A 16,690-nucleotide genomic window follows, 5' to 3' on the forward strand; every position below is an offset into this window, starting at 1 on the left:
GGAACCGCATGCTTGCCTACATTCTCAGACGCCTGCTGCTGATGGTCCCCACGCTGCTCGGCGTCGTCACACTGACGTTTGTCGTCACACAGTTCGTACCGGGTGGGCCGGTCGAACAGGTGATGACGCAACTCCGCCACGGCGCTGGCCGTGGCGGAGAGGCGGGGGCGGGCGGTGGCGGCTATCACGGCAGCCAGGGCGTCGATCCGCAGCAACTCGAGCAGATCAAGAAAGAATTTGGTTTCGACAAGCCGCCGCTCGAACGCTATGTATTGATGCTCAGGCACTACGCGACCTTCGATCTCGGCCAGTCTTACTATCAGCACGACAGCGTGTGGGACGTCATCAAATCGAAACTTCCCGTGTCGATCACGCTCGGCTTATGGACGGTCCTGCTGACTTACCTGATATCGGTGCCGTTGGGCATCGCCAAAGCGGTGCGCAACGGCTCGCGTTTCGACACGGTCACAAGCGTACTGGTGCTAGCCGGCTACGCGATTCCCGGCTTCGTGCTCGGCGTGCTGCTGCTGATGCTGTTCGGTGGGGGCACGTTCTGGCAGGTGTTTCCCATGCGGGGGCTCACGTCGGATAACTTTGGCGATCTCAGCGCATTCGGCAAGGTACTCGACTATCTGTGGCATATCGTGCTGCCCGTGACCGCTTCAGTGGTCGGCAACTTTGCGATCGTCACCATTCTCACGAAGAATACTTTTCTGGAGGAGATCGGCCGGCAATACGTGCTGACCGCGCGCGCCAAGGGTGCGCCCGAGCGTGACGTGCTGTGGAAGCATGTTCTGCGCAACGCGGCCATTCCGTTGCTCACGGGTCTGCCGGCGGCGTTTGTCGGCGCTTTCCTGAATGGCAATCTGCTGATCGAAACCCTGTTCTCGCTCGACGGCATGGGTCAACTCTCCTACGACTCGGTCATTCGCCGCGACTATCCCGTCGTGCTCGGTTCGCTGTTTCTGTTCACGCTGATTGCTCTCGTAACCAAACTCATTGCTGACGTCTGCTATGTCCTCGTCGACCCCCGCATCCAATTCAACCGCCTGGACCGCTGACGGGTCCGGCGCCGCGCACGCGGCGTCGCCGTCACCGTGGCGGCGTACATGGCTGCGCTTCAGAAGGCAGCGGCTCGGCTACTGGAGCCTGATCATTTTCGTGTCGCTGTTCGTGATCAGCCTGTTCGGCGAGGTGTTGTCGAATGACCGGCCGCTCATCGTGCGCTACGAAGGGCATTACTATTTCCCGATCGTGAAGGACTATTCGGAGACGCTTTTCGGCGGCGACTTTCCGGCGCGCGCCAATTATCTCGACCCGTACATTCGCTCCCGTCTCGAATCGAATGGCAACTTCGCAATTTATCCGCCCAATCATTTTCACTACGACACGATCGACTACTTCGCGGCTCATCCGTACCCGGCGCCGCCCACCGCGAGCAACTGGCTCGGCACGGACCAGTTCGGCCGTGACGTGCTGGCGCGACTCCTGTACGGATTCAGACTGTCGGTTCTGATGGCGCTTGCGCTGACCGTTTCGGGTGTCCTGATCGGCGTTCTGACCGGTGCGGTGCAGGGCTTTTACGGCGGCCGCACCGACCTGATCGGTCAGCGTCTGATCGAGATATGGAGTTCAATGCCCGACCTGTATCTTCTGATCATCTTCGCTTCGATTTTCGAGCCTACGCTATGGCTGCTTTTCGTTCTGCTGTCGATGTTCGGCTGGCTCGTCCTGTCGGATTACGTGCGTGCGGAATTTCTGCGCAACCGTTCGCTCGATTATGTGAAAGCCGCACGCACCATGGGGCTGACGAACTGGCAGATCATGTGGCGACACGTGCTGCCCAATAGTCTGACGCCGGTCATTACCTTTTTGCCGTTTCGCATGAGCGCCGCGATTCTCTCGCTCACGAGTCTCGACTTTCTCGGTCTCGGCGTGCCGCCGCCCACGCCGAGTCTCGGCGAACTGTTGCAGGAGGGAAAAAACAATCTCGACGCGTGGTGGATTTCGGTGTCCGCATTCGCCGCGCTGGTCATCACGTTGCTGCTCCTCACTTTCATGGGCGATGCGTTGCGCAACGCACTCGACACACGCTCACGCGGATCGGCTTTCGGCGGAGGTCCGCGATGACAGCCGCTCACACGAAAGCCGGTCGGCCGTTGCTGGAGATCGACCGTTTCTCGGTGCGTTTCGGCGAGAAGGTCGCCGTGCACGAACTGAGTCTTTCGATCGCGCGCGGCGAGCGCGTGGCGCTGGTGGGCGAATCGGGCTCGGGCAAGAGCGTCACCGCGCTGTCGATTCTGCGGCTCGTCGAGCACGCGGACCTGAGTGGCCGCATGTTGCTCGACGGCGAAGATCTGCTGCAAAAAACCGAGCAGCAGATGCGCGGTTTGCGCGGCGCGGACGTTGCGATGGTGTTTCAGGAGCCGATGACTGCGCTCAATCCGCTCTTCACGATCGGTAAGCAGATTGCGGAAAGCCTGCGGTTGCATGAAGGCCTGCGGCCGAATGCGGCGCGTGAGCGCGGGATCGAACTGCTCAGGCGCACCGGCATTCCCGAGCCCGAGCGGCGTATCGACAGCTTTCCGCATCAACTGTCCGGCGGCCAGAGGCAGCGTGCGATGATCGCGATGGCGCTCGCGTGCCGCCCGCGTTTGCTGCTCGCCGACGAACCCACCACCGCGCTCGACGTGACCGTGCGTCAGCAGATCGTCGACCTGTTGATCGAGTTGCAGGAACAGGAGGCCGCGCGCGGCATGGCCGTGCTCCTGATCACCCATGATCTGAATCTGGTGAAGCGTTTCGCGCAGCGTGTCGCCGTGATGGAAAAGGGTGTTCTCGTCGAGACCAATACGACGGAAGCGTTGTTCGCCAATCCGCGGCATCCGTACACGCAACGTCTGCTCGACAGCGAACCGCAGCGCGCGGTCGAACCGGTCGAAGCCGGCGCGCGGGCTTTGCTCGAAGTGGAGGGGCTGGCGGTCGATTACCGCACGTCCGCCAAGGGCTGGCGATCGCTCTTTGGCCGCTCCACGTTCCGCGCGGTCCACGATGTCGATCTGACCTTGCGACGCGGTGAAACGCTCGGCATTGTCGGCGAATCCGGTTCCGGCAAATCGACGCTTGCGGCCACGGTACTCGGCTTGCAGCAGGCGTCGGCCGGACAGATCCGGATCGACGGTTTGCCGCTGTCCACACTGAAATCCGCGCGTTCGCGGCGCTCGATGTATTCGCGCATGCAGGTTGTCTTTCAGGACCCGTTCGGGTCGCTGTCTCCGCGTATGACCGTCGAGCAGATCATCGGCGAAGGACTCGCGGTGCATCGGCCGGAAGTCGACGCAAAGGCGCGCCGCGCGCGTATCGCCAGCCTGCTGGAGGAAGTCGGCATGCCCGCCGACGCCATGCTGCGCTATCCTCATGAGTTCTCCGGCGGTCAGCGGCAGCGTATCGCGATTGCACGGGCGCTCGCGGTCGAACCCGAGCTGCTGGTGCTCGATGAACCCACCAGCGCGCTCGACGTGTCGATCCAGAAGCAGGTGTTGAATCTGCTGACAAAGCTGCAGAAAAAGTACAAGCTAAGCTATCTGTTCATTACGCACGATCTGGCGGTAATGCGAGCAATGGCGCATCGTGTGATCGTCATGAAGTCGGGGCGTATCGTCGAAGCCGGCGACACGCTCGACGTGCTGCATGCCCCGTCGCATCCCTACACCCAGGCGCTGCTGGCGTCGTCGCTGATTACGGCGACAGCCGCGTTGTAAAGACTCAAACGGAATGGCCAATGATTGACGAACGTTGGGCGCAAGCAGCCCGCACGCTAAAGAGCGAAGCCGCGTTCTGGTCGCTGCGCATTGTCGACGAACAGATCGACGAACACGAGATCCGCAACGACATCGCACAGCCGCTGCGCACCGTGCGCGATCGCGGCGCCATGCTGATCGCGTGGGTCGGCGCGGGTGCGGGTTATGCGGCCACGGCGAATCTGTCGGCGGCCGGTTTGCAGGCCGCGCTGGATAGCGCCACCGCACGGGCACAGGCAAATGCGGCGCTCTCGCTGATCGACCACCGCGAGGTCGCGCGCCCGGCCGCGAGTGGCCATTACGTTTCGCCGAATGCGCACGAAGCACTGCCGAATCGCGCGCAATGGCTCGACCTGCTGAGTGCCGAATGCGCCGGCGCCAACCTCGACGCGAAGATCGTCGAGCGCGTGGCTTCCATACAGATCACCCATACCGATCAGTTCTACATCACGAGCGACGGCGTGCGGATCGACCAGCAGTTCCGGTTTGTGATGCCGCAAATGAGCGTCGTCGCGCACGCAGAGGGCGACACCCAGGTGCGCACGCTCGGCGGCAATTACGGCACGCTCGGGCAAGGCGGCATGGAAGTACTGGCGCGCTTTGGCTTCGCGGGGTCCGGCAGGCGCGTCGCGAATGAAGCGCTGCAACTGCTGGCCGCGCCGAATTGCCCAACGGGCAAGCGCGATTTGCTGCTGATGCCCGACCAGATGATGTTGCAGATTCACGAGTCGATCGGTCACCCGCTGGAACTGGACCGCATTCTCGGCGATGAACGCAACTTCGCCGGCTGGAGCTTCGTCAAAGAGGAAATGTTCGGGTCATACCGTTACGGGTCGGAACTGCTAAACGTGACATTCGATCCCGACCTGCGCGAAGAGGCCGCCGCCTATGCATTCGACGACGACGGCACCGCGGCCAGCAAACAGTATCTGATCCGCAATGGTGTGCTCGAACGACCGCTGGGCGGCGCGCTGTCGCAACAGCGCGCGCGGATGCCGGGGGTCGCGAATTCGCGGGCGTCCAACTGGAACCGTCCGCCTATCGATCGTATGGCGAACCTGAACATCGAGCCGGGCGAGCGTTCGCTGGAAGAGATGATCGGCAACATCGAACACGGCATTCTGATGCGCACCAACACGTCGTGGTCGATCGACGATCACCGCAACAAATTCCAGTTCGGCTGCGAGTTCGGCCAACTGATCGAAAACGGCAAGCTCACGCAGGTGGTCAAGCAACCCAATTACCGCGGCATATCCGCGAACTTCTGGCGTAGCCTGAGCGCCGTGGGCAACGCCTCCACGCGCGAAGTGTATGGCACCTCGATGTGCGGCAAGGGCGAGCCGGCGCAGATCATTCGCGTGGGTCACGCGTCGCCGGCCTGCGTGTTCAGCAACATCGACGTATTCGGAGGCGCGTGATGAGCCAGCTTCCGAATTCACGCAGCGGCACGACGGTGGACTGGCAGCAACATTTCACGGCGCTCGCGAACGCTATCGAGCGTTTGCAACTGCCGGGCGAAATCACGCTCAGTTCGTTTGCCGGCGAACAATCCGATTTCATCCGCTTCAATGCGGGAAAGGTGCGGCAGGCCGGCAGCGTGTCGCAAGGCAAGCTGACGCTGCGGCTGATTCATGGCGCGCGTCAGGCGTATTCGACGTTGACCGTGTGCGGCGATCTGCAACAGGACACGGACGACCTGAGCGCCGCGCTCACCGTGCTGCGCGATGCGTTGCGCGACGGCGCCGAAGATCCGCATCTGTTGTTCGACACAACGGCATGGCAGCGCACCACGCAACGCCCGGGCCAATTGCCGGAGCCGGAGAGCCTGTTGCGCACCGTCGCGCAATGCGCACAAGGTTTCGACTTCGTGGGTTTTTACGCCGGCGGCACGATCGTGCGCGGCTTTGCATCCACGAGTGGCAGCCGTGGCTGGTATGAGGTGGACAACTTCAATTTCAGCTGGTCGCTGTATGACCCGAGCGGCCGCGCGATCAAGACGACCTATGCCGGCGATGACTGGAGCGACGCCGTGTTCGTGAGCAAGATCGAGCAGGCCGCGAGCCGTCTCGCGGTGCTCGCGCTGACGCCGCGAGCGCTGTCTCCCGGCAGGTATCGCGCGTATCTCGCGCCGGCCGCGCTTGCGGAGCTGCTCGCCGTAACCGCCTGGAACGGTTTTTCCGCGCGCGCTCAGGCCAGTTCGCGCAGCGAGCTGTACAAGCTGAATGTGGGAGAAATCGCACTCGACCCGCGCGTGACGATGAGCGAAGATCTGTCTCTTGGCATCACGCCGGCTTTCAATGATGACGGCTATCTGCGCGAGAGCGTGGCGCTGATCGAAAAGGGGCGCGGCGTGGGGCGTCTCACCAATGCCCGCACCGCGCGCGAATACGGATTGACGCCGAATGGCGCATTGCCCAACGAGTCACCGGCCGCGCTTTCCATGCACGCCGGCGATCTGCATGAGGAAGATGTCCTCGCGAAGCTTGGAACGGGTCTTTATATCGGCAATCTCTGGTACGTCAATTTTTCGGACCGGATGAATTGCCGCCTGACAGGCATGACCCGTTTCGCCACGTTCTGGGTCGAAGACGGCAAGATCATCGCGCCACTGGAAGCCATGCGCTTCGACGACAGTCTGTACCGTCTGCTAGGAAGTGAACTCGAACAGCTCGGCTCTCAGGCCGAATTACTGCTGAGCGATTCCACCTGGGGTGAGCGCGCGACGGGCGGCATGCAATTACCGGGCATTCTGGTGAGGTCCTTCGAATTGACGTTATGAGCCTATGCAGCAGAACGAAGATACAGTAAGTACGCCTGAGCGCTCACTTGATGGCCTGACGCTGCGCGCGCTGCGCATGGCCGACGCCGATCAGTTGCATGCGCTGTTGCAATTGCCGGCGGTCGTAAATGGCAATCCGCACGTGCCATTTGAAAAAGTGGCCCGCACCCGCGAGTACATCGAAAAAGCCGATTCGCGTGAGATTTCCATTGTTGCGATGGTAGGTGAAACGCTGGTAGGCCATGCGGATCTGTCGCCATTCAAGGGCCGCCGTGCGCATGCCGGGTCGATCGGCATCTCCGTGCACGACGCGTGGCACCGGCGCGGTATCGGCACCGCGTTGATGTCCGAGCTGCTCGATCTGGCCGATAACTGGCTCGGGCTGCGTCGCGTGGAATTGCACGTATTCGCCGACAATCAGCCTGCACTCGCGCTATACCGCAAATGCGGGTTTGAGATCGAGGCGCGTCAGCGCGGGGCGGTGCTCAGACGGGGCGTACTGATCGACTGCTACTTCATGGCCCGTCTGCGCGAACCGGCGCCTCTCGCGCCCCCGCAGTCGTCGCAGGATCATGCCGGCTTGCAACGGACGCAATCATGAGCGAAGCCACATTGAAGCCACGCCGCGAATCGGAGAGTCGAATCACGGTGCGTGCATTCGAGCCGTCCGACGTGACGGCGCTCGCGGAAATCATGAGTTTGCCGGGCGTGCGGCGCGGTACGTTGTCCGTCGGCTATCGCAGCATCGAGCAGTTGACCGCGTGGCACGAGAAGCGCGGCAAGAATGACGTGACGGTGTGCGCATGCGTCGACGGGAAAGTCGTCGGGCACGCAAGCCTGGAAGTCTTTCGCCCGAGCCGCGCGCATGGGGCGTGTCTGGGAATGGCGGTGCACGACGAGTATCATGGGCTCGGTGTCGGCACGGCAATGCTGCGGGCGCTGACCGACTGCGCCGATGCGGCGCTCGGGTTGCGCCGCATCGAACTCACCGTGTTTGCCGACAATGCGCGGGCCGTTGCGTTGTATCGCCACTTCGGCTTCGTGGAAGAGGGCCGCTCACGCGGCTTCGCGATGCGCGACGGCGTGCTCGCCGACGCGTTGCATATGGCTCGCCTGCGGGAGGCGCCGCGTTTCGAGGCAAACTGAACGGAAAATTCGTGTGCCTTACTTTTTCATCGACCGCCCGGTCTTCGCCTGGATCGTCGCGCTTGCCATCGTCGTGGCGGGCGCGCTCGCCATTCCGCAACTGCCGGTCGCGCAATACCCGCGCCTTGCGCCGCCCCGCATCGTCATTTCCGCGTCGTACCCCGGCGCCTCCACCGAAGTAGTCGACGGAAATGTCGGCAGCATTATCGAGGAGAGTCTCGATGGCGCCGACAATATGCTGTACTACGAAACAACCAGCGACAATCTGGGCGAACTCGAAATCGACGCCACGTTCGCACCCGGCACCAATCCCGACCTTGCACTCGTCGACATCCAGAACCGCCTCAAGCAGGTCGAGCCGCGTCTGCCGCAGCAGGTCGTGCAGCAGGGCATCAGCGTATTCAAGGCGGCCAATACGTTTCTGATGCTGGTCGCGCTCACGTCCACGGACGGCACGCGCGATTCGGTGCAACTCAGCGACTATCTGAGCCGCTACGTGCTGCGCGAATTAAAACGCGCGCCGGGCGTCGGCGCGGCCGAACTATGGGATGCGGACGAGGCGCTGCGCATCTGGCTCGATCCGATGAAGCTGCGCGAATACGGGCTCGGTGCGGCCGAGGTGAACGCGGCCATCGCCGCGCAGAACGCCACCGTCACGGCCGGCACGCTCGGCGACGCGCCGTTCGTGCCGGGCCAGCAACTCACGGCGTCGGTGAGTGTGAAGGGCCAACTGATCTCGCCGCAGGAATTCGGTCAGATCGTGCTCAAGGCGCGGCCCGACGGGTCGGCGGTGCGTTTGCGCGATGTCGCGCGTGTCGAGATCGGGCGCGACAGCTATTCGTATTACTCGCGTCTGAACGGGAAGGCGTCGGCGACGGTCGGCATTCAGCTCGGGCCGCGCGGCAATGCGCTCGAGACGTCCAATGCGATTCGCGCCCGCCTTGCGGAACTGTCGAAGGGATTGCCGCCGGGCGTGTCGGTCGAGATTCCGTTCGATAATGCGCATTTCGTGCAGATCGCAATTCACGAAGTGCTGGTCACGCTGGCCGAGGCCGTCGTACTGGTGTTCTTCGTGATGTGGCTGTTCCTGCGCGATCTGCGCTACACGCTCGTGCCCACCGTCGTGATTCCGGTCACGTTGATGGGCGCCTTTCTCGCCATGTACGTGTGCGGCCTGTCGATCAACGTGTTCACGCTTTTCGGGCTCGTGCTCGCGATCGGCATTCTCGTCGACGATGCGATCGTGGTGGTCGAAAGCGTGCACCGTGTGATGGAAGAGGAGCGTCTGCCTCCGCGTGAGGCCACGCGCAAGGCCATGTCGCAGATCGGCGGCGCGATTGTCGGTGTGACGGCGGTCCTGACAGCGGTATTCGTGCCGATGGCGTTCTTTCCGGGCGGCGTCGGCGGCATCTACCGGCAGTTCGCGGTCGCAATGATCGCGTCGATGCTGGTGTCGTCGTTCATGGCGCTGTCGCTCACGCCCGCGCTGTGCGCGAATCTGCTGAGGGCGCATTCGAAGTCGGTCCATCAGCGAGAGGCACGGCGTGGTTTTCCCGGCGTCGCGGCGCGCGCGGCAAGCGCCTTCACCTCCGGTTTCAATCGCGCGGCGAGCGGCTATCGTGGCATGACCGCTCGAACACTGCGGCGCGTCGGGCCGATGCTCGCGGTTTATGCCGTGCTGGTGGCCGCGTGCGGCGTGCTGTACTGGCGCATGCCGGGCGGCTTCTTGCCGAGCGAGGACGAAGGACAGCTTCAGGTACTGGTGCAGTTGCCGGCCGGCTCCACGCAGGCGCGTACGCTTGCAGTCGTGCAGCGCATGGAAGCGATTCTGCACACGGAGCCTGCCATCTCGAACGTGACGAGCGTGATCGGCTGGAGTTTTTCGGGCAGCGGGCAGAATGTCGCGATGGGTTTTGTCGACCTGAAGGATTGGAGCAAGCGCGACACGGACGCGATGACGCTGCGCGACAGGCTCAACGAGAAGTTCAGCACGATTCTGGACGGCGACGTGCAGGCGCAGTTGCCGCCTTCGGTGCCCGGTATCGGGCATTCGGACGGATTCGTGTTCCGCCTCGAGGATCGCGGCGGCGTGGGCATCGACGCGTTGAAAGACGCGCGCGAGCAGCTTTTCCGCGCAGCCAAAGACAGTCCGGTGCTGGCGTCGATCCACTCCGAAAATCTGCCGGACGCGCCGCGTGTCGAGCTTGTGATCGACCGCGCAAAGGCGTACGCGCTCGGCGTGTCGTTCGACCGGATCGCCGATGTACTGGGCAGCACGTTTGGCTCGACTTATATCGACGATTTCCCGGCCGGTGGCCGGATGCGCCGCGTGATGATCGCCGCTGACGCCGCCACGCGCATGACGGAAGACGACCTGCTCGCGCTTGCCGTGCCGAATGCGACGGGCGGCATGGTGCCGCTTTCGGCGATTGCACAACGGCATTGGACCACCGGTCCGGTGATGCTGAGCCGTTATAACGGCTACCCGTCGCTCGATCTGAGCGGTCACGCGGCCCAAGGCTATAGCTCGGGTGCGGCGATGGCTGAAATGGAGCGGCTCGCGGGCTCGCTGCCCGAGGGTATCCGCTACGACTGGGTGGATGCCGCACGCGAGGAAACCGCGGCCGCGAAGCTCACGCCGCTGCTGATTGGGCTGTCACTGCTGGCTGTGTTCATGGCGCTGGCCGCGCTTTACGAAAGTTGGACCATTCCGCTTGCGGTGCTGATGGTGGTGCCGCTCGGGCTGATCGGCGCGGTGGCCGCGGTGCTCCTGCGCGGCATGCCGAACGATGTGTACTTCAAGGTGGGCATGATCACGGTGATCGGCCTTGCGGCCAAAAACGCGATCCTCATCGTGCAGTTCGCACGCGACCTGTACCAGCGCGGGCTGCCGTTGACACGTGCCGTCAGCGAAGCCGCCGGCGCGCGTTTCCGGCCTATCGTGATGACGTCCGCGGCGTTTCTGCTCGGCGTCGTGCCGCTCGTGATATCGAGCGGCGCGGGCGCGGAGAGCCGTCGTTCGATCGGTACGGGCGTATTTGGCGGCGTGCTGGCCGCGACACTGTTTGGGCTCGTGTTCTCGCCGGTCGCGTTCCATGCGGTCGCGTCGCTCACGCATGGCCGAAGGCGCCTCGCGCAGCTGCACCGCAGGCGTGACGAGCGCCGTGCGCGCCGCGCGCCTGAAGTCGAACGCCGTTCGTTCGACGAATCGCCGATGATCTGAAAGCGGCCGCTCGCACAGAACACGTCCCACCGGCCGCCGGATGAGCGCGGCGCTAGTTGAGCATGCCGTGTACTTCCAGCGAAGCTTCGAGCTGCTTCGTGAGCGCGTGGTGCAGCCTTGCGAGACTTTCCGGCGGCAGCGCAAAACCGGCCCACCCAAGGCCGGAGTGCCGCAGGAACAGCACGGCGCCATCATGCAGCGGGTGGTGCTCGGTGTGCCAGCACGGGTCCACTTCAATGATGTACTGATGTGCGCGCAGCGGCGCCTTCGGGACTTCGGGGCGCATGGTCGCGCGCAGTGCGCTGAGATGCTCGATCACGGCGTCCAGGTCGCCAGCCTCAAGCAGCACGGCTCGACCTTCAATGCTGATGCGCACGGCGTTGCGGCCGTACTCGTTCACTTTCTCGATGCTCATGGGGCGCGACATGGCGGGGCTCCTCGGTGCGATCACGATGCACCAATTATTGCGCCGCCTCTCTTAATCCGGTCTTAAAGCGCGTGATGAGACAGCGCGCTTCGTTCGGTAACTTATTAATTCACTGTTGCACTGCAATGCGTAACGAGCCAGTTACAAATTGCTTCTAAAGTTACAGTTTGCCGATTTGATGACTGGCGAGAATGTTTCACTTTCGAAACATTTTTGCTCACGTGCCGTCATTGAATTAGCCATTAACTGTAATGTCGTTTATATAAGGTACCGAGCGGTGCGCGGATCAGCCTGTAAATTCCCTCTTTGCGAATAAAAGGCAAAGGTAATCGTCATTATTTGCGATGTTTAATGTTCAGATTTGAAACACTTTCGATAACGGCACGGGAGCGCCTTAAAACACTTCCCGCTTTTGCCGCGCGTTGCCCCTGTCTGGACGCTACGCCTTGCGGCGCAAGGCGCACAGCGGTTCCTGGACACCCATTCCCTTTTCAGGCGGCCGCCTTTCACACGCGGATGGCATAGGCGCGCACAGCCGTATGAAACAGCTGGAAACGTTATTCTTCATACAAGACAATGCAAGGCGATTTTCTTTTTTCAGTTTTACTACTGCAGAGCATTCCGCTAACATTGCGCATAATCCGTTAAACGGCGGCCGCAATGCTGGCTGCTGCAATTCATTCCAAACATATCGTCCAGCTAATGGGCATTCGGGGTCCACAATGTACGACAGTTTGGGGATAGATCATGCCGCACATGAACCTTGATACTGCGAGGGTTACCTGGTTGCACACGCCGGCTTTGAACGTTCGTACTGCAGCGCGGCGAATTGGTGTGTTGTTATTCGACGGCTTCTGGCTGCTCGGGCCGGGCACAGTAGTCGAGATGTTCCAGACCGCGAACGAACTGTCCGGCTCGCGTGCCGGTGAGGAACCGCCTTACGAAATCCAGTTTCTGTCGCTCGACGGCGGCAGCGTCGCCAGTTCGTCGTCGGCGAGAATCTGGACCGATCGCATCGACTCGCGTTACACGAACGGCTTCGATGTGCTGTTTATCGCGGGTGGTTACGGCGCGCACGTGGCCTCACGTGACGAACGCATGCTGAACTGGCTGCGCACCGTGCAGCCACGCACACGCGCAATCGAAACGATTGGCGAGGGGCGGCTCGTACTGGACGCCGCGGCGCCCGCCGAGCAGGATGGGTTGCAGATCAACCGCCTGCTCGGAAACGCTCCGGCGGACACTTCTTTTAACGCATCGAACGACCGGCACGACTGCGCGCGCAGTGCGCTGATGTTCATCAAACGCGATCTCGGCGCGGAACTCGCGCGCAGTGTCGCCGACCGGGTAATGCCTGGCATGGCTGCGACGTGGGTGCCGCTGCCGGCGGAAGGCGGTACGCTGAGCGTCGCCGAAAAGATTCGTGCGGCCGCGCGCTGGATGGAAGCCAACTGTGATCGCCCGGTGTCGGTGGCGGACGCAGCGCAGGTGGCGGCCATGAGCGAGCGTAATTTCCTGCGCCGCTTCAAGCATGAGATGCACGTTACGCCGTCGGATTATCTGTTGCAGGTCCGGTTACGTATTGCGTGCAATTTCCTCACCGAGACCGAACTGCCCGTTGACAAGATCGCACGGCGCAGCGGCACCGGCAACGGCGACCGCCTTGCGAAGATCTTCCGCAAGCGCATGGCGCTTTCTCCCACCGAGTATCGCGCCCGTAGCCGGGCAGCCAGCGAGGCTTGATATGGGTACGGCGTGCGACGAACGCGCGGCCGTACCGCTCCTTTCACGAGGCCGCTTCAGCGGCCGTATTTTCGTCGTGCAGACTTCTTGCGAGCGTAGTGGCAATGGGCAACAAGGTAATGGAGGCGTCATTGCCGGAGGTGAAGCTCATCGAGCCAGAGGTCTTTTGCGATGAATTCGGTTTCTGCTTTGAAAGCTTTAGCGCGGACGAGTTTACCGACGAGGTATCGCTCGGTTTCAACTTCGTGCAGGACAGGCATCTGCGTGCGGTGCGCGGCGTGTTGCGCGGTCTGCACTATCAGGTTCAGCGTCCGCAGGGGCGGCTGATTCGCGTGGTGGCAGGAGAAGTATTCGACGTGGCGGTCGATGTGCGACTCAACTCGCCAACCTTCGGCAAGTGGACCGGCACCTATCTGAGTGCCACGAATTTCCGGCAGGTGTGGGTGCCGCCCGGATTCGCACATGGGTTCGTGGTGCTATCCGACGTGGCAGAGTGCCTGTGGAAAACTACCGAATACTGGTTTCCCGAACTGGAGCGCTGCATTCTGTGGAACGATCCCGATATCGGCATTGATTGGCCGATCGAATCGCCGCCCACGCTCGGTGCGAAAGACGCCGCCGGCCGGCGTCTTTACGAGGCAGAAAATATTGCGTGAATCGTCGCCGCGCGACGACCACCGCGAGTCCAACAACTCGCACGCTCCCTGGTCAGAATTCATCAGGATATCGAACGATGCGGCCGACATCTGGCGCAGCGTGACCATTTCAGCGCGCACAGCACGAGCGAAACCGCACTCGCACTCGATGCGGTTACGTCGTCCCGACGGAAAAGTCGTCGACCTCGGCGCGTCGATGATGTTTCGGGGTGCGAAGCTTGTGGAAAAGATCGACCCATGAGATGGGAGAGACGTCTAACCGGAAGCCGTCAGGCGCGTACGTCGCAGCTAGTGTTTGAACCTGCTTCGGAAGGCCGTCCAAAGATCGCGGGCGAGACAACGCACTGGGTGCGGTGCTGCGATGCAGTGCACGCGCCGGGATAGGCAAGGAAACGGGTAAGAGATATTTGAGAGCCAGCAGATGAGGACCAGCAGAAGGAGCAGCAAAAAGCCCCGATGTGGTCAGCAACTATTGCAATGACAGGCAGCAAGTATTGCAATGAGTCGCAGACATCGACATCGGGGCTGGCACTTCTTCACTGACGCGGTCGACCCAAAGCCTCTACGTCGACCGCCAGGTGCATCACCGTCGCATGACGCCCATCAGCAACGTAACGAGGAAGATCACGACGAAGATGAAGAACAGCACTTTGGCGATTTCCGTTGCGCCGGCGGCAATGCCGCCGAAGCCGAACACCGCGGCGATGATCGCGATAACGAGGAAAATTGCAGCGTATCGAAGCATGGGGCCTCCCACCGATGGATTGCTGGATTGATAAAAAACGGCGACTCGTTGTCCGCACAGTGTGCTTTGACGGGTTTTCTGCCGGCGAGCGGAGTAGAGCAAACGCTGTGCCCGTGCCAGGCCATCGCCGATGTCCAGATGCGGCCACAGTACTCTGGCCTAGGATCCATGCATGTTCAGGCGCCGTCAATATCAAGTCTTCTGAAACGGCGTGGGCGCAAGGTGTGACGAGTCGGCTAATACATACTTTACGTAGTCACGGTGAAACAGGCGACTTTATGTTCGGCAGTCACCTGTGAATAAGCCAGAAACCCCGAGACGTTACTTCAATGGCATCGTGGCGATTTAGCACAATCGAGATTCAACAATCAGCACTCTGCGCCGTTGCGATACTTGCGCGCGACAACGTTTGCGCCGCGCGTCTGCTGGGCACAATGACCGTTGTGAGGCCTTGTAAGGAATATGTAGTATTTGGCGCACTCCGTGAAAACCCGCGAACTTGCCGAAATATGCGGTGAATACGCTATACAAAAGGGTTAGAATGCGCGGCGATCCGCTTTTCGCTCCCTCGCGCGCGGTAACAGTTGTTCCGGAATCTCACTGTCGAGCGCCGTTCTCATTCGATGGTTTGTGGCGTAAGGGATACCAGTATCAGGCGACGAACATCGGGACCGGTTGTTTGAGGCGCGTATTTTCTGATTCGCGTCTTGCGTTGTTCGCCGCCTGTAAAACAGCCAATAAAAGACCAGTACCTATGCCATCGAGGATTTTGTCGATATTCGGCACGCGGCCAGAAGCCATCAAAATGGCGCCGCTCGTCAAACAACTTGAAGCCTGCAGCGAAATCGAGTCGATTGTCTGCGTGACTGGCCAGCATCAACAGATGCTCGATCAGGTGCTCGATCTGTTCGCGATCGAGCCGCATCACAATCTCGCGCTGATGACCGGCAACCAGACGCTCAATGGTTTAGCCTCGCGCCTGATCGCCGCGCTCGAAGACGTGCTGGCCGCCGTCGCGCCGGACCGCGTGCTGGTGCATGGCGACACGACCACGGCGTCGGCAGCTGCGCTTGCCGCGTTTCACCGCCGCATTCCGGTAGGCCACGTCGAAGCGGGGCTTCGCACAGGCAATCTGATGCAGCCCTGGCCGGAGGAGATGAACCGCCGCGTGGTGGATGTGATGAGCGACCTGATGTTCGCGCCCACCGCCAGCTCGAAGGCGAATCTTGCACGCGAGGCCTTGCACGGCAAGGTGATCGTTACCGGCAACACGGTCATCGACGCACTGAATCTGACCACCGAGCGCATCGACGGCGACGCCACCTTGCGCGCCGAACTCGACGCGCGCTTTCCGTTCCTCGACGGCGCATTGCCGGTGCTGCTCGTGACGGGCCATCGCCGCGAGAGTTTCGGCGCGGGCTTCGCAAACATCTGCGCGGCGCTCGCTGATCTCGCGAAAACCAACGCGGTGCAGATCGTCTATCCAGTCCATCTGAATCCGAACGTGCGTGGCCCCGTGCAGGAATCGCTTGGCGACGCGCGTAACGTGCACCTGATCGAGCCGCTCGATTACCTCGGTTTCGTGCGCCTGATGCAGCGCGCGTCGATCATTCTGACCGACTCGGGTGGCGTGCAGGAAGAGGCGCCGGCGCTCGGCAAACCGGTGCTGGTCATGCGCGACGTGACCGAGCGTCCTGAAGCCGTGGAGGCCGGCACGGTGCGTTTAGTTGGCACGGAGCGCGAGTCGATCGTGCGGGCGGTAACCGCGCTACTCGACAGCGCACGCGAGCGCGAAGCCTTCGCGCGCCGCATCAACCCGTATGGCGATGGCCACGCGTCGCAACGGATCGTCGCGGCGCTGACCGGGCGTCCGTTCGACGAATTTGCGCACGGCGATGCCGACGGCACCGCGAACGGCCAGGTCGCCATTCGCTGACGCGAGCGCCCCCACGTCGCACGGCAAGGCTTGGGCCGGCTTGCCCGTTGCGACAGGGCGGTATTTGCGTCGATTGTCTTCGCCATGTGACGCGGGCTGGATTCAGTGAATGGCCGCCCGCGCCGATAACACATTCAGGACCCCTGGAAAGACGGATCGAACCGGCCACAGCCCCCGGCATCACGTCTGGCTTGCCGTTCCCGATTATTCCTGTGCCACGCATGCCGGGTTTTCC

General features: G+C 62.0%; 13 protein-coding genes. 11 read left to right on the plus strand and 2 right to left on the minus strand.

The features are described from left to right. Positions 1-8 precede the first annotated feature (8 nt). Genes AAGS40_RS05130 through AAGS40_RS05165 form a run of 8 tightly spaced genes read left to right on the plus strand, consistent with a single transcriptional unit; the run spans position 9 to position 10,948 of the window. On the plus strand, positions 9-1,061 hold the full coding sequence (locus AAGS40_RS05130) for an ABC transporter permease subunit (RefSeq protein ID WP_345813632.1): 1,053 nt from the start codon (positions 9-11) through the stop codon (positions 1,059-1,061). Continuing rightward, positions 1,015-2,130, plus strand: coding sequence for an ABC transporter permease (locus AAGS40_RS05135; RefSeq protein ID WP_345813633.1), 1,116 nt, complete (start codon positions 1,015-1,017; stop codon positions 2,128-2,130). Before AAGS40_RS05130 ends, AAGS40_RS05135 begins: the two co-directional genes overlap by 47 nt. Continuing rightward, complete coding sequence (locus AAGS40_RS05140) at positions 2,127-3,761, plus strand: dipeptide ABC transporter ATP-binding protein (RefSeq protein WP_345813634.1); 1,635 nt, start codon at positions 2,127-2,129, stop codon at positions 3,759-3,761. Before AAGS40_RS05135 ends, AAGS40_RS05140 begins: the two co-directional genes overlap by 4 nt. A gap of 20 nt (positions 3,762-3,781) precedes the next feature. Next, positions 3,782-5,218 (plus strand): TldD/PmbA family protein, encoded by a 1,437-nt coding sequence (locus AAGS40_RS05145; RefSeq protein ID WP_345813635.1) that lies wholly within the window; start codon positions 3,782-3,784, stop codon positions 5,216-5,218. Continuing rightward, positions 5,218-6,579 carry a metallopeptidase TldD-related protein gene (locus AAGS40_RS05150; protein ID WP_345813636.1) on the plus strand — a complete coding sequence of 454 codons (1,362 nt, stop codon included), beginning with the start codon at positions 5,218-5,220 and terminating at the stop codon, positions 6,577-6,579. Before AAGS40_RS05145 ends, AAGS40_RS05150 begins: the two co-directional genes overlap by 1 nt. A gap of 4 nt (positions 6,580-6,583) precedes the next feature. Then, positions 6,584-7,180 (plus strand): GNAT family N-acetyltransferase, encoded by a 597-nt coding sequence (locus AAGS40_RS05155; RefSeq protein WP_345813637.1) that lies wholly within the window; start codon positions 6,584-6,586, stop codon positions 7,178-7,180. Then, the gene (locus AAGS40_RS05160) at positions 7,177-7,725 is read left to right on the plus strand and encodes a GNAT family N-acetyltransferase (protein ID WP_345813638.1); all 549 of its coding nucleotides are present in this window, start codon (positions 7,177-7,179) and stop codon (positions 7,723-7,725) included. Before AAGS40_RS05155 ends, AAGS40_RS05160 begins: the two co-directional genes overlap by 4 nt. A 13-nt stretch (positions 7,726-7,738) precedes the next feature. After that, positions 7,739-10,948 (plus strand): multidrug efflux RND transporter permease subunit, encoded by a 3,210-nt coding sequence (locus tag AAGS40_RS05165; RefSeq protein ID WP_345813639.1) that lies wholly within the window; start codon positions 7,739-7,741, stop codon positions 10,946-10,948. Between the two features lie 52 nt (positions 10,949-11,000). Here AAGS40_RS05165 and AAGS40_RS05170 read toward each other — a convergent pair whose 3' ends face one another. After that, positions 11,001-11,375, minus strand: coding sequence for a hypothetical protein (locus tag AAGS40_RS05170; protein WP_345813640.1), 375 nt, complete (start codon positions 11,373-11,375; stop codon positions 11,001-11,003). A 747-nt stretch (positions 11,376-12,122) separates the two neighbouring features. Here AAGS40_RS05170 and AAGS40_RS05175 point away from each other — a divergent pair. Both AAGS40_RS05175 and rfbC read left to right on the plus strand, forming a co-directional pair. Then, positions 12,123-13,118, plus strand: a complete 996-nt coding sequence (locus AAGS40_RS05175; protein WP_345813641.1) for a helix-turn-helix domain-containing protein — start codon at positions 12,123-12,125, stop codon at positions 13,116-13,118. Between the two features lie 104 nt (positions 13,119-13,222). Further along, the gene (gene rfbC / locus AAGS40_RS05180; protein ID WP_345813642.1) at positions 13,223-13,774 is read left to right on the plus strand and encodes a dTDP-4-dehydrorhamnose 3,5-epimerase; all 552 of its coding nucleotides are present in this window, start codon (positions 13,223-13,225) and stop codon (positions 13,772-13,774) included. A gap of 583 nt (positions 13,775-14,357) precedes the next feature. On the opposite strand, the gene AAGS40_RS05185 is transcribed toward rfbC, so the two are convergent. Next, positions 14,358-14,519: a DUF1328 domain-containing protein gene (locus AAGS40_RS05185; protein WP_144110505.1), complete on the minus strand. Its 162-nt coding sequence runs from the start codon at positions 14,517-14,519 to the stop codon at positions 14,358-14,360. 754 nt (positions 14,520-15,273) lie between these two features. On the opposite strand from AAGS40_RS05185, the gene wecB reads away from it, so the two are divergent. Further along, the gene (wecB, locus tag AAGS40_RS05190; protein WP_345813645.1) at positions 15,274-16,455 is read left to right on the plus strand and encodes a UDP-N-acetylglucosamine 2-epimerase (non-hydrolyzing); all 1,182 of its coding nucleotides are present in this window, start codon (positions 15,274-15,276) and stop codon (positions 16,453-16,455) included. Positions 16,456-16,690: the final 235 nt, after the last annotated feature.

The sequence above is a fragment of the Paraburkholderia sp. PREW-6R genome (assembly GCF_039621805.1).
GTDB lineage: Bacteria > Pseudomonadota > Gammaproteobacteria > Burkholderiales > Burkholderiaceae > Paraburkholderia.

Excerpts from the sequence above, each read along its gene's own strand:
- AAGS40_RS05130 (WP_345813632.1), top strand. The coding sequence starts at position 9 with ATGCTTGCCTACATTCTCAGACGCCTGCTGCTGATGGTCCCCACGCTG.
- AAGS40_RS05135 (WP_345813633.1), top strand. The coding sequence starts at position 1,015 with ATGTCCTCGTCGACCCCCGCATCCAATTCAACCGCCTGGACCGCTGAC.
- AAGS40_RS05140 (WP_345813634.1), top strand. The coding sequence starts at position 2,127 with ATGACAGCCGCTCACACGAAAGCCGGTCGGCCGTTGCTGGAGATCGAC.
- AAGS40_RS05145 (WP_345813635.1), top strand. The coding sequence starts at position 3,782 with ATGATTGACGAACGTTGGGCGCAAGCAGCCCGCACGCTAAAGAGCGAA.
- AAGS40_RS05150 (WP_345813636.1), top strand. The coding sequence starts at position 5,218 with ATGAGCCAGCTTCCGAATTCACGCAGCGGCACGACGGTGGACTGGCAG.
- AAGS40_RS05155 (WP_345813637.1), top strand. The coding sequence starts at position 6,584 with ATGCAGCAGAACGAAGATACAGTAAGTACGCCTGAGCGCTCACTTGAT.
- AAGS40_RS05160 (WP_345813638.1), top strand. The coding sequence starts at position 7,177 with ATGAGCGAAGCCACATTGAAGCCACGCCGCGAATCGGAGAGTCGAATC.
- AAGS40_RS05170 (WP_345813640.1), bottom strand. The coding sequence starts at position 11,375 with ATGTCGCGCCCCATGAGCATCGAGAAAGTGAACGAGTACGGCCGCAAC.
- AAGS40_RS05175 (WP_345813641.1), top strand. The coding sequence starts at position 12,123 with ATGCCGCACATGAACCTTGATACTGCGAGGGTTACCTGGTTGCACACG.
- rfbC (WP_345813642.1), top strand. The coding sequence starts at position 13,223 with ATGGGCAACAAGGTAATGGAGGCGTCATTGCCGGAGGTGAAGCTCATC.
- AAGS40_RS05185 (WP_144110505.1), bottom strand. The coding sequence starts at position 14,519 with ATGCTTCGATACGCTGCAATTTTCCTCGTTATCGCGATCATCGCCGCG.
- wecB (WP_345813645.1), top strand. The coding sequence starts at position 15,274 with ATGCCATCGAGGATTTTGTCGATATTCGGCACGCGGCCAGAAGCCATC.